Here is a 13,674-nt window from a genome sequence, read left to right as displayed (position 1 = left end):
GTTTTATGCGAGGCTGGCTGGCGTTTTCCATCCAGCCCCGATCCTACAGAGCGGCAAATTTTTTACTCAGCGTTACCAACTTACCCAGTTGAACCTTCTTGTGAGCAGCGCTACGCCCATAAGTTTGATGTAGGTCAATTTTCCAACAAATACCCCCTATCAAGACTTTAGTAACAAACCTCAGCGTCGATATAAGAAAGGCGCCTATAGCACTCAATATTGTGCTGCTTACGGTCGCCCCCCCTCCGCAAACGCCATGAACTATCCTTTTAACGTGAGAAAACATAATGCTGCAGGTACTACACCGCATTTCTATAGGCCGTAAGTTTGTGCTGGTGTTAGCCTTACCGCTAATAGCAATGGCTTGGTTAGCGACGTCAGGTATTTGGGAACGTAAAGCGGTTGTCTCGGAAATGAGCCACCTTCAAGAAATGACGGTGCTGAGCCAATATGCCGGTGATCTGGTTCACGAGCTTCAGCGCGAGCGCGGAATGACAGCAGCATTCTTGGGCAGCAATGGGCAAAACTTTCGTACGGAACTGCCTCAGCAGCGGAAGAACACGGACGAGCAAATCAAAGAATTCAATGCATATACAAATAACCTGGTCTTTGTTGAAAAAGATGCAGGTGTACAGGCGCAGGTAAACCAAGCCAAAAGCCTTTTGAATGAATTAACCACCCTTCGCCAGCGCGCTGACCGCCAAGATATAGCAGGTGAGCAGTCAAATGCTTATTACACAGATATCAATAGCTTTTTGATTAACATCGTAAGCAAATTGACATTTAGCGCTGAACGCGGAGAAATCGTCAGACAGCTTAACGCTTACTACAACCTATTGAATATTAAAGAGCTGGCCGGCATAGAACGTGCTCTGTTAACGACCGCCTTTAGTACAGACACCATGTCTACCGCCATGTATGCCAATCTTCTTTCTCTAACAGGCCGTTCTGAGGCGTATATCAGTAGCTTTAACAACTCATCGAATGAACGTATCCAAAGCGATCTAACCGAGATATTGGCCAGCGATCTTGCCAGAAATCTGGCGAATATGCGGCGTATCGCGGCGGAACAAGGTATTGCCGGCAACTTTGGCGTTGACCATCAACAATGGTTTGGGCAGCAAACCCAACTGATCAATCGATTAGGCGAGGTTGGCCTGAGCGCATCCAGCCTTCTTCTTGAGACCGCCCAGGACTTGCGTGATAAAGCGGTAAGCGAACTGGCTTATTACTTGACGCTCTCATTTGCCGCCGCAGGTCTAGCAATTCTATTTTCTGTGCTTATCGTCCGCAGTATTGTGCGCCCTTTGCAAGCAGCGCTTGAAAACATTCAGACACGCGGGGGCGATCTTACCCAGCGCTTGGCCGTTCCAGGAAGTGATGAGCTTTCTCAGCTGTACCAAGCGTTCAATAAATCGACAATTGAAACAGAAGCATTAGTTGCCAGTATCAAACAGGGGGCCGAGTCCGTTGAGGTAGCCAGTAAGGAAATTGCGAAAGGTAATGCGGACCTGGCTCAGCGCACCGAAGAGCAATCCGCTTCGCTAGTGGAAACGGCTTCCAGCATGGAACAGATTACGGCTACCGTAAAACAGAGTGCGGATACCGCTCAGGAAGCGCGTCGTTCCACACAGGACATGGCCAATCAGGCGAATGCGGCTAATGACATAGCCGACCAGGCACGCGTGGCGATGGAGCAGATCCACGAAGCCAACCAGAAAGTAACCGCGATAGTGGAAGCCATCGACAACATTGCTTTCCAAACCAACATTCTTGCCCTGAATGCTTCAGTAGAAGCAGCGCGCGCAGGCGAGCAAGGGCGTGGGTTCGCGGTAGTGGCCTCAGAGGTGCGGAATCTGGCTAGCCGAAGTGCTGAAGAAGCCAAGCGGATTCGGATGCTTATCAACAACAATGTTGAAAGCATAAAAGAAGGAGAAAGTCTTGTAACGTCAACCAGCGAAACGCTAAAGGCCATCGCAGAACGCGCTCAGCATACGGCCGCGCTGGTTTCAGAAATATCAGCAGCCACCAGTGAACAATCAGCGGGCATTGAGCAAATCAACCAAGCCTTAACCCAGTTGGAAGAAGTGACCCAGCAAAACGCGGCGCTGGTAGAGCAAGTAGCCACCGCAAGCCGCTCGCTGGATGATCAAGCTGGTGATATGGCGGATATGGTGGGACGTTTCAAGGTCACTGAAGAAAGTGGTTCGCTGGTGTTGGCGCATCAGGGGTATTAGTAATTACACGAAAAGTAGCGTATGAAAAGCAGTTTCGCCATGCTAGGCGTAGCTCGCTAGTTTTCTTAGCAAATGCCAATGCAGCTTAGTTTTTTGCTGACAAAGCAATGTCCTTTCACATTTTTTGCACATTTTGTACCTATAAAACCGCCTTGGCAAACCAGGGCGAGTTTTTGAACCAGAATTTAAATGGCTTTCATAGGCCAATACATCAAGCCTTTTCTACCCTTTGATTCAGTAAAAAAGTGGCAAAATATTTAAAATCTTCGGTCTCTTCGTTCGCAAAAACAGAATATTAAGACGTACATAAGAATGGCAATTCCAATCATTATTGAGACGGAATTTTTTTGGAAAAATTACCAATCACAACAGACAGCTCAATTGAATGTACACACCTAATCAGTATTAAAAATACTTCAGAGACTAATAACTCATATTAATCAAGAAGCAAGGAATTATATTAGAATTAACATTCTATCTTTTAACTATGTCGAGTATATCGTATCAATATTGCCTCCCTAACTATAAAGTTTTTTAAATCAGAAAGATAAAACATTTAGTTTAAAATTATTCATTGGTCAAACTATTTCAATATAGACTATTTTTAGATAGCTATGAAAATCTGGCTATCAATAATATTTTAGAAAGCTTAATTATAGGTACTTTATGATTCCAGTAGCCAAACCTTATTTGCCAAGTCGTGAAAAGCTAGATTCTTATATTGACGGTATTTATGAACGCGCTTGGCTTACCAATAATGGCCAGCTGGTACAAGAGCTCACCCGCCGGCTTGAGGAATATCTAGAGGTTGAAAATTTATTATTAGTAGCTAATGGGACTTTGGCCTTACAAATTGCTTACCGAGCTCTTGGAATCAGTGGTACAAGTTATGAAGCAGAAGCAATTACCACTCCATTTACTTTTGTCGCCACCGCAAGCTCGCTTAAATGGGAGGGAGTCGAGCCTGTTTTTGCGGATATTGACGAGACAACTTGGTGCCTAGACGCTTCTCTAATTGAACAGGCGATCACTTCGCGCACCAAAGCTATAGTGCCTGTTCATGTATTTGGTAACGCTTGCGATATAGAAGCAATTGATCTTATCGCACAAAGGTACGACCTCAAAGTAGTGTATGATTCTTCACATGCTTTTGGCGTTAAGTATCAAGGAAAAAGCATTCTTAGCTACGGAGATGCCGCGACACTCAGTTTTCACGCCACTAAACTGTTTCATACAGGTGAGGGTGGCGCCATTATCTTCAAGCGAAAGGAGGATTTAGAACGCGCGAAAAAGATGATCAATTTTGGCATCACCGGGCCTGAAAGCATTGAAGAATTGGGCATCAATGCTAAGATGAGTGAATTACATGCGGCTATTGGTTTAAGCGTATTAGATGAGATTGATAAAAATATTTTTGCAAGGAATCAAGTTGCTGAATTCTATCGCCAGCAACTATCCAACCACTATCAACATCAAGTCTGGAATGGCGATGCTACTCAGAACAACGCCTATATTCCTTTAGTACTAGATACTGAAGAACGTACTGTAAAGCTAGTTGAATATTTTCAAGATATGAATATTACTGTTCGTAGGTATTTTTATCCATCTTTAAGCACCATTCAGATTGAGCATAAAAAAAATAAAAAAACCATGATATCTGATAGTATCGCATCCCGAATCGTCTGTTTGCCTATTTACTCAGATCTTTCCGAAAGCACTCTTCATGAAATAGTTAAACACTTATTAGAATTTTAAAATAAAGAATAATTTATTATTTAGAAATAAATAAAAATTTAACGAAACCTTCACTGTTAATGAAGGATGGACAATAGAAAAAATGCATATTATTATTTTTAGCGGTTACAATCAGCGTGCTGTTATAGCTTTTCTCCGGACTCTCAAACAGTGCGGCGTAACACCCTCTATCATTGCTAAATCTCATAATGACCCTATCTTTAAGACTTCGTACAGAAACCAAGTTAAAGCAGTACGTACCAAAGAGGCTCTTGTCAAAAAAGATATTATCTTTTGTATACAAAAAATAAAGAAACAAACTGGTCATTCCCAGTTTTTAGTGGCGCCTTCGACAGAGGCTCTTAATCGCCACTTTCTTGATAACATGTCTTTCTACAAACTCTACTCTATAGAAATCCCCTTGGTCAATCACGACTTATATATTGAGATATCAGACAAAAAGAGCTTTTCTAAACTATGCCAATCAAATAATATAAAAATCCCTGTAGAACATTTTGACCTTAACAATACTTCTTTACCTATAGTAGCAAAACCGATCAAATACTTGAATGATGATGGAAAAGCCTTCAAGCCAATCCTCATTTATAATAAAAATGATCTAATAAAATTTAAGACTAATTATCCCCAGAATTCATTCTATTATCAAGAACTGGTGATAGGTCAAAGTTACTACCTGCTTTATTATTTTTCCAGGGATGGTCAAGTTTATAAATTTTCGCAAAAAAATGTGGCTCAACAAACAGAAGGAAAATCTATAGTAGCTGCACTACCTTCAAAAATTCATGGCGACCCTATTTCTACTCAATATGAAAACCTTTTTTGTAGCATTGGTTTTCATGGACTTGTCATGGTGGAAATAATCAAAGACACAAAGAAAAACGAATACTATATGATCGAAGCTAACCCTCGCTTTTGGGGCCCTTCTCAACTATTTGTAGATAACAATACCAATTTTTTTGAGTTTCTTCTTTATGATTATGGTCTATTGAAAAAGGAACCAACAATTGGTTCGACTAACATGTTAATGAGTTATTATTGGCAAGGTGGCGTTTCGCTAGCTAAAAAAGAAGGAGCTGATATCGTCGTCCATTCTCCTTTAGATATGGATAAAAATTGCATTGAATGGGAAAAAAATGATGTTTATAACCGTCAAGATACTAACGAACTTTTCAAGGAGGAGTTAGGTCATGCCAATTAATTATTTAAATGAACATGAAAAGCTCACTGCACTGTATCAAAAGACCAGCAAGCATTCAAATTATCAGACTCTACCTGACTGTTTAAAAAACCTTATCAGTGAACAATCAATTACCACTAAATCTCGCTTTGAAAAAGAACGTTTTGACTATATACAACGTGTTCTTCATTTCAAAGATAAGAAAATAATGGATATTGGAGGCAACACCGGTTATTTTACATTTCAATCAATAGCAGAGGGAGCTAAAAACGCAAACTACGTGGAAGGTAACAAAACACACGCCGAATTTGTTCAGGCTGCTTCTAGAGCATTAAAATGGAATGAAAAAATCAGTATAACTTCAGAGTACTATAATTTTGAGAATTCTGTAGCTGATGGAGAGCATTTCAATATCGTACTGTTACTTAATGTTTTACATCATTTAGGTGATGACTATGGAGTTGAAAACAGTATCCCAGTAGTAAAATCAAAAATCATTGAGCAACTTAACTCCATTGCCAACATTACCCATTTCTGTGTTTTCCAACTGGGGTTCAACTGGAAAGGCGATCGAGAAATGGGTCTATTCGAAAATGGACAGAAGCGAGAAATGATAGATTATCTAGTTAAAGGTACACAAAACAATTGGGATATCATTAACATTGGCATTCCTGAAATAATTGACAATAAAATTGTATATTGTGATGCTAACAATCAAAATCTTGATAGAAACAATAGCCTGGGCGAATTCCTCAACCGTCCGCTGTTTATTTTAGAAGCCAAGAAAAGTAGCGCTATTAGTTAAACTTTCCCCCAGCAAAGCTGGGGGCGTCACCTTAGTTGCCGTTCTCTTGCAAGAAATTTCGAGACTCTTTGAAATAGTAGTCTGAAAGCTCCTTTCTAGACTTTCTTTCATGATACTTACCGATCCAATAAAAACTATTACTCAGTATTTTTCTTTTTTGATTTTCATTCTTACTAGACCACGTTGAATCAGCATGGAGTCTGTACGCTGCTGGCTTAATATCCTTTATAAACACACTTTCTCCGTAGAGTCCTAACATAGAGATAAGAAAATTATCTCCATTGACAACGGTTCCTTTCTCTTTAGGAAACTTATCAAACACTTTTCTAAACATCATCGAAAGCGTCAACACAAAACAGTTGTTTTTAAGCAGCTCATTTTTTGAAAAGCTTTTAATCATATGTTCAGGGAGTTTAGAATCTCTTACAAGCCCATTTTCATTAAATACAAACGCATTATGATGTGTAATCACGCATTTAGGGTTGTTTTCCATATATTTAAATTGTACTTTGAGCTTACTAGGATCTGTCCAGTAATCATCGCCTTCACAGATGGCAACGTATTTACCTTTCGTCAACGGCAAGCAAATATCCATAGGCTTTTTGTTCTGTGAATATTGGTTTATTTCCTGGAAAATTGGACGAATGAGTTCTGGATATTCCTCCGCGTAATTTCTAATTATTTCTTGAGTTCCATCCGTGGATGCATCGTCATGGATAATCAATTCAAAAGGAAAATCGGTCTTCTGAGCAATAATGCCCTTGATAGCATCTTCTATATAATTTACATGATTGTACGTAGAACAGATCACACTCACGACTGGCTCACCTTTAACATGCTCAACCTGCGGGATCGGTGGGCCTGCTGGTAGTGGTAGCTGAGACTTTGGCGCGGAAGCCTTCGGTAAAAGCTTCTGGCCTTCAAGAAACTCCAGTGCTTTTTCCTGGCTAACATCAGCCATTAACTCAAACGCAATATCATGGGCACCAAAACAGGTGCTCATGATAAAGGCAAGTCTTGTCTTGTCTTTATCGTTTAGCTCTGCCATACGCTCATGACTGGGCAAAAATAGTACATCCGCACTTTCCTGTTCAGTAGCGCAGGGTGACACGGCATTCAGGTTTTCCGGCAAATGGCTGTAATGCTGAATGTTATGCATGCGGTAGAAACGGAAGCCGTTGCGGCTGGCCCAGTGTTGCAGCTCGGCAAGGCTGGGTTGTTTTTCGTGGGTAAGCTGGAAGGGAACACTGGCCTGGATCAATAACGTATCGACGAGCGACTTTTTGCCATGCTCCAATATCGCCATGGAATCACTAAGCTCATCCAGAATCAACCAATCGAGGCTGTCCAGACCGCTAATGCTATCCAAAGCTATGGTACTGATGGGCAGTTCAGCCAGAGCTTGAGTACCCAAGTGATGCCGTTTAGGCAGTTTCTCAGCTGGTAACGGTGCTAGCGTACTGGTCATCTCAGGGGCAACACAGGCGTGCAGTGTTGTTGCTTTTCCATCGCCTAGCAGGGCGTGCTGGAATAACTGGACAGTGTCGCTGCCTTCGTATTTCTTAGCATCCTTGATTTCGCTGGCGGGATCAAAAGCAACGATTCCAAACGCTCCTGTAGTAATCATCTGATCTGCCAGACCACTTTTGATCAGGCTCGCCCGATTGTCGAGCACCACGATCTTGCCTTTGATTTGCCAAGTAAAATCATCGACCAGCCATAGCTTATTAACCTGTGGCGCCTGGCCTGGCTGATGCACCGATTGATGATTAAACAAATGCTGAAGCGAGTTATCAACTTTGAATTCGGGTTTGATTGCTCGGCTAGTTAAACGCTGGCGGTGGTGCTTTTTCTGGGTAATAGCGAACTCTTTATTACCAACACGTAATTGCGCCAAAGGCGATAGAGCTGCAAGCAACCGTTCCGTGGCACGGTCAATGTGATGTTTCTCTTCTCCCACCTGCCAGGCGCGAGCCACATACTCCTGGTAAAAGGCTTCATCATCAAAAAGGCGGATTACAGACTCAACTAGCGGCTGTAGCTCTTCGTCACTAAGCAGATGTTGATAGGGTTCTTCATAGCAGGCATCCGGAAAATCAAAAGCGATGCCCGCGTTGTCGACCATTTCAGGCATGCCGCCACGATTGGTAATAAGTGCAGGGATTCCATTGAGCATGGCCTCGGCCAGTACACGCCCAGAGCTTTCCCACCAAAGGCTAGGGGCAACCAATACTCGTGCGCGGCTATAAGGAGCACGCATGTCGCTGGTATTGGCCGTTATGGTTACGTTGCTTAATGAGCTTCGTTGCTGCCCCATATTACGTGTGGTTTCCCGTAGTACCGCCTGCCAGTCGGCACGGGCTTCCACCACTTCAAGCTCAATGTCGGGCCTTTCCCGCTCTAATATCTCTGCCAGCTGTACAAATACACTAACGCCTTTTTGCCAGCTGGGGTTAACGAACAACAAGCGCTTACGTTCGTGATGTTCCGCGATAAAGCTTTCCGGAGCGATAAACTTGCCCACTGGTTTAGCAACGAAGCCGATTGCCTTGCGGTACATATCCGCCGTAGCTTGGCTGTCAGTAAGAATTAGATCCACATCTCGGCACCAGCGAGGCGATTTATAGTTTCCGTTGGCCAAGTAGAAGGCAACAGGAATGCCACGATCACGTGCCTCATCAGCAATCAGCATGTCGAGCGTCTGGCCTCCGTAGAACCAGACTATATCCGGTTTAAAGGAGTCCAGCATGTAGAGATACTGGCTGTACCAAAGCCCTTCTTCGTGCGTCGTAAAGTGATTACGGTTATGGCTGTAGCTCACTACCAGCTTGTGCGTTAGCGGCCCGTCTTCGGCTTCGATCAGCTGGTGATGATGGGCACTCAGGTCTGGATACTGTTCTTTTAGTTTACCCATACCTTTGGGGTTATCGAACACGGTCGCCCCTAGCACCTGAATCTCATAACCCTGTGCTACCAGTTGCAGAAGCATTTGGCGCACGGTCATGCTGGCACCGCTAGAGGTATCCAGCAGACAAAAAGGGTTAGCCCAAAGCAGACGGGGCTTGCGTTTTTGAGTGGCAGACGAGGGGGTATTCTTAACCATTAAGCGGCTCACAGGAGAAAAGGGCAATATGCCTAGTTTACTGTGTTAGTGTCAGCCCCAAAGGAAGGAATGCAGCCGTATTTACGTAGGTTTTCCCGCAATAGGCAGAAGGCAAGAGCAGAAACAACAAAAGAGCTTAAGCGCGGGCTGGTTAGAGCTACTAAGTGTGAGTGATTGGTTCACAAAACGTTTTACCCACTTATACAAAAACGGGGCCAATTGGCCCCGTCATTACTTGCTTGATCAGCATACCGGTAAGGTATTAGCCCAGCAGGGACAGTACCGACTGAGGAGTCTGGTTCGCCTGTGCCAGCATGGAGGTACCCGCTTGCTGAAGAATATTGGCACGCGTCATGTTCGATACTTCCACTGCGTAGTCAGCATCTTCAATACGCGAGCGCGCTTCAGAAAGGTTGGTTTTCGTTGTTGCGAGGTTATCAATCACCGAGTCAAAACGGTTTAGCGTAGCACCCAAGGTGGCGCGGCTGGTATCTAGTGTTTTAGTAGAAGCGTCGACTGCGTCGATCAGATTTTGGAAATCGCCGTGTGTCACCGCACCTGAAGCACCAGTACCAGTTAGAGTGGTCGCGCCAGAAGCTGTTGTGAGGGAACCGCTTGAACCAGTCACTAGTCCGAGGCCACTAGTAGTGGCATTAATCCTTGAAACACTGATCACGTCTTCGCTTTCAGTATTGGAGCCAACCTGGATATTTAGTGCACCAGTGGTGCTGCCGCTGTCCACATTCAGCAAGTTCGTACCATTGAAGTTATTGCTACCGGCTACACGATCAATTTCTGCCAGGCGCTCGTCGATTTCAGTTTTAATCGCCGCACGATCATCAGCCGTGTTGGTATCGTTAGCACCCTGTACTGCCAGTTCACGAATACGCTGCAGGTTATCGTTGATCTGGTCAAGACCGCCTTCCATGGTCTGAACTAGGGAGATACCGTCGCTAGCGTTACGGCTCGCCTGCTCCATACCCTTGATCTGGGCAGTCATCTTGTTGGCGATGGCTTGACCGGCAGCATCGTCAGAAGCGCTGTTGATACGCAGGCCAGAAGAGAGGCGCTCTTGTGCCTGGGCCAGCATGCTCTGTGAAGAACGCAGGTTATTCTGGCCGATCATGGAAGTAATGTTGGTGTTGATAACGGACATGGAAGAGCTCCTTAAGATTTAATGGGCCTTGCGCCCTACTTGGCGGCGCTTTCATCGCCGTTATTATAATTAACGGCCATTAGTCCCGATTCTTTAGCCCTCCTCCCCTATTTTATGTAAAAAGTGGTATCAAACCTAAACATAAAACGGGGCCTTGTGGCCCCGTTCTTAATTTCAATCGCGATATTACCTTACAAGGTATTAGCCCAGCAGAGACAGTACAGACTGAGGCGTCTGATTCGCCTGTGCCAGCATAGAAGTACCCGCCTGCTGAAGAATGTTGGCACGGGTCATGTTGGACACTTCTACCGCGTAGTCAGCATCTTCGATGCGTGAGCGCGCTTCAGACAGATTGGTGGTCGTGGTCGCTAGGTTATCGATCACAGAATCGAAACGGTTCAGCGTAGCACCAAGGGTGGCACGGTTGGTATCCAGAGATTTTACTGCATCATCAACAGAGTTGATCAGGCTTTGGAAGTTATCATGTGCACCGCTCGCAGCACCTGCGGCAAACGTAGAGCCCGACATGCCACCGCCAGACAGACCTAGGCCGCTTACAGTTGCATCAATAGTGCTAACGCTGATGACATCTTCAGAATCGGTGTTGGCGCCGACTTGAATGTTAAGAGTACCGCCACCGCTAACGTTCAGCAGGTTAGTACCGTTGAAATTGTTGCTACCAGCAACGCGGTCGATCTCTGCCAGACGCTCGTTGATTTCAGTTTCAATGGCGGCGCGGTCATCAGCAGTATTGGTGTCGTTGGCACCCTGTACCGCCAGCTCACGAATACGCTGCAGGTTATCGTTGATTTGATCAAGACCGCCTTCCATGGTCTGAACCAGAGAGATACCGTCGCTAGCGTTACGGCTAGCCTGATCCATACCCTTGATCTGAGCAGTCATCTTGTTGGCGATGGCTTGGCCGGCAGCATCGTCAGAAGCGCTGTTGATACGCAGGCCAGAAGAAAGGCGCTCTTGCGCCTGAGCCAACATGCTTTGCGAAGAGCGCAGGTTGTTCTGGCCAATCATGGAAGTGATGTTAGTGTTAATTACAGACATGAAGTGCTCCCTCAAAAATTAACTGGCCTAGTGGCCTGCTCTGCGGCGCTTACGTCGCCGTTGTTATAATTAACGGCAGCTTCGCCCATTTCTTTAGAAAATAAGCCTGTTTCTGTGTAAGAAAAAGTAACCAAGCTGATGACTTTTTTATCTGTACTTGATGCTCCTTCTACTGATACAGGCTGGCTACTACCTATGAAAAACGGTATGCCAGGTGACAAGCTTAAATAAGAAAACGGGGCCTATTGGCCCCGTCATTATGTTCATTGGAGAAAATTTTTGCCTAGGTATTAGCCCAGCAGGGACAGGACAGACTGAGGCGTCTGGTTGGCCTGTGCCAGCATCGAAGTACCCGCCTGCTGAAGAATGTTGGCACGCGTCATGTTGGACACTTCGACTGCGTAGTCGGCATCTTCGATGCGTGAACGCGCTTCAGAAAGGTTGGTCGTTGTTGTCGCTAGGTTGTCGATTACCGAGTCAAAACGGTTAAGCGTAGCACCCAGTGTTGCACGGTTCTCATCTAGTGTTTTAACGGCAGCATCAACATCATCAATCAACGTACGGAAGTTAGCATGCGTTGCGTCAGCACCAGAGTTGGCAGACAACGCAGCAGCCGAACCGCTAATGCCCAGGCCAGAAGTAGATGCGTTAATAGTATTGACTGTAATAACGTCGTTGTCGGAAGTATTAGCACCCACCTGAATGTTGAGTGCAGTAGAAGCGCCACTGGCCAGCAGGTTAGTACCGTTGAAGTTGTTACTACCCGCGACACGATCAATTTCAGCGATACGCTCGTTGATCTCGGTAGTAATAGCGGCACGGTCATCTGCAGTGTTCGTGTCGTTAGCGCCCTGTACCGCTAGCTCACGAATACGCTGCAGGTTGTCGTTGATCTGGTCAAGACCGCCTTCCATGGTTTGAACCAAGGAGATACCGTCGCTGGCGTTACGGCTCGCCTGGTCCATACCCTTGATCTGGGCAGTCATTTTATTGGCGATGGCTTGGCCAGCAGCATCGTCAGAAGCGCTGTTGATACGCAGGCCGGAAGAGAGACGCTCTTGTGCTTGGGCCAGCATGCTTTGTGAAGAGCGCAGGTTATTCTGGCCAATCATGGAAGTGATGTTAGTGTTGATTACAGACATGGAAATGCTCCTCAGAATTTAACTGGCCTAGCGGCCTGCTCAGCGGCGCTTGCTTCACCGTTGTTATAATTAACGGCAGTAGCGGTCATTACTTTAAAAAATACCCGTTTTTTTTTATCGCTGGCCCTGTATGAGCAGCCCACTGTGCTTGTGAATTCTGATGACTACCCTGCAGGTGATCAATATATTTAGAATGATAAGTCCAAACAAAAAACGGGGCCTATTGGCCCCGTCATTACTGTCACTCGTAAAACATTACTGCCTAAGGTATTAGCCCAGCAGGGACAGGACAGACTGAGGCGTCTGGTTAGCCTGTGCTAGCATGGAGGTACCCGCCTGCTGAAGAATGTTGGCACGCGTCATGTTGGATACTTCTACCGCATAGTCAGCATCTTCGATGCGCGAGCGCGCTTCAGAAAGGTTGGTGGTCGTGGTAGCCAGGTTATCAATTACTGAGTCAAAACGGTTAAGCGTAGCACCCAGCGTTGCACGGTTAGTGTCGAGTGACTTGGTAGCAGTATCCACTGCATTAATTAGCGTCTGGAATTCAGCGTGAGTAGCGCCACCAGAAGCGTCAGCAACATTAAACTCTCCCCCAACTACTGCAGCAGCAGTAGCACCAGAAGCTTGCGTTTCAAGGCCAAGACCATTCACAGTTGCGTCAATTCGTTGAACGGTAATAACGTCCTGATCGGTAGTGTTGGAACCGACCTGAATATTTAATGTTGAACCAGCACCACTGGCAACGTTCAACAGGTTAGTACCGTTGAAGTTGTTGCTACCCGCAACACGGTCAATTTCTGCCAGACGCTCGTTGATTTCAGTAGTAATGGCGGCGCGGTCATCGGCAGTGTTCGTGTCGTTAGCGCCCTGGACAGCAAGCTCACGAATACGCTGAAGGTTATCGTTAACTTGATCAAGACCGCCTTCCATGGTCTGAACCAGAGAGATACCATCACTAGCGTTACGGCTCGCCTGGTCCATACCCTTGATTTGGGCAGTCATTTTGTTGGCGATGGCTTGGCCGGCAGCATCGTCAGATGCGCTGTTGATACGCAGGCCAGAAGAAAGGCGCTCTTGCGCCTGAGCCAGCATGCTCTGCGAAGAACGCAGGTTGTTCTGGCCAATCATGGAAGTGATGTTAGTGTTGATTACAGACATGGAAATGCTCTCCAAAGATTAACTGGCCTTATGGCCTGCTTGGTGGCGCGTACGCCGCCGTTGTTATAATTAACGGCAG

9 protein-coding genes are annotated in these 13,674 nt (G+C 45.5%); 4 read left to right on the top strand and 5 right to left on the bottom strand.

The features are described 5' to 3' along the window. Nucleotides 1-413 precede the first annotated feature (413 nt). The 4 genes from ELY25_RS04745 to ELY25_RS04730 all read left to right on the top strand — a co-directional run bounded on the left by ELY25_RS04745 (nucleotide 414) and on the right by ELY25_RS04730 (nucleotide 5,974). Nucleotides 414-2,237, top strand: coding sequence for a methyl-accepting chemotaxis protein (locus ELY25_RS04745; RefSeq protein ID WP_236995646.1), 1,824 nt, complete (start codon nucleotides 414-416; stop codon nucleotides 2,235-2,237). A 666-nt stretch (nucleotides 2,238-2,903) separates the two neighbouring features. Further along, nucleotides 2,904-3,992 (top strand): DegT/DnrJ/EryC1/StrS family aminotransferase, encoded by a 1,089-nt coding sequence (locus ELY25_RS04740; RefSeq protein WP_126950143.1) that lies wholly within the window; start codon nucleotides 2,904-2,906, stop codon nucleotides 3,990-3,992. Nucleotides 3,993-4,074: 82 nt separating this feature from the next. After that, a complete protein-coding gene (locus ELY25_RS04735; protein ID WP_126950142.1) occupies nucleotides 4,075-5,190 on the top strand; it encodes a hypothetical protein in 1,116 nt (371 codons plus the stop codon). Further along, entirely contained in the window at nucleotides 5,180-5,974 is a 795-nt protein-coding gene (locus ELY25_RS04730; RefSeq protein ID WP_126950141.1) for a hypothetical protein, read from the top strand. The genes ELY25_RS04735 and ELY25_RS04730 overlap by 11 nt, the downstream gene beginning before the upstream one ends. 31 nt (nucleotides 5,975-6,005) lie before the next feature. Here ELY25_RS04730 and ELY25_RS04725 read toward each other — a convergent pair whose 3' ends face one another. The 5 genes from ELY25_RS04725 to ELY25_RS04705 form a co-directional block, all read right to left on the bottom strand. Further along, a complete protein-coding gene (locus ELY25_RS04725; RefSeq protein ID WP_126950140.1) occupies nucleotides 6,006-9,077 on the bottom strand; it encodes a glycosyltransferase in 3,072 nt (1,023 codons plus the stop codon). 262 nt (nucleotides 9,078-9,339) lie between these two features. Further along, the gene (locus ELY25_RS04720; RefSeq protein ID WP_126950139.1) at nucleotides 9,340-10,233 is read right to left on the bottom strand and encodes a flagellin N-terminal helical domain-containing protein; all 894 of its coding nucleotides are present in this window, start codon (nucleotides 10,231-10,233) and stop codon (nucleotides 9,340-9,342) included. A 201-nt stretch (nucleotides 10,234-10,434) separates the two neighbouring features. After that, nucleotides 10,435-11,292, bottom strand: coding sequence for a flagellin N-terminal helical domain-containing protein (locus ELY25_RS04715; protein ID WP_126950138.1), 858 nt, complete (start codon nucleotides 11,290-11,292; stop codon nucleotides 10,435-10,437). Nucleotides 11,293-11,582: 290 nt separating this feature from the next. Beyond that, nucleotides 11,583-12,434 carry a flagellin N-terminal helical domain-containing protein gene (locus ELY25_RS04710; RefSeq protein WP_126950137.1) on the bottom strand — a complete coding sequence of 284 codons (852 nt, stop codon included), beginning with the start codon at nucleotides 12,432-12,434 and terminating at the stop codon, nucleotides 11,583-11,585. Between the two features lie 270 nt (nucleotides 12,435-12,704). Beyond that, complete coding sequence (locus tag ELY25_RS04705) at nucleotides 12,705-13,595, bottom strand: flagellin N-terminal helical domain-containing protein (protein WP_126950136.1); 891 nt, start codon at nucleotides 13,593-13,595, stop codon at nucleotides 12,705-12,707. Nucleotides 13,596-13,674 lie beyond the last annotated feature (79 nt).

It is taken from the genome of Vreelandella populi (assembly GCF_003989825.1).
Classification (GTDB): domain Bacteria; phylum Pseudomonadota; class Gammaproteobacteria; order Pseudomonadales; family Halomonadaceae; genus Vreelandella; species Vreelandella populi.
The sequence above is the reverse complement of the archived record's forward strand: the minus strand, read 5'-3'. Positions and strand labels throughout refer to the sequence as shown.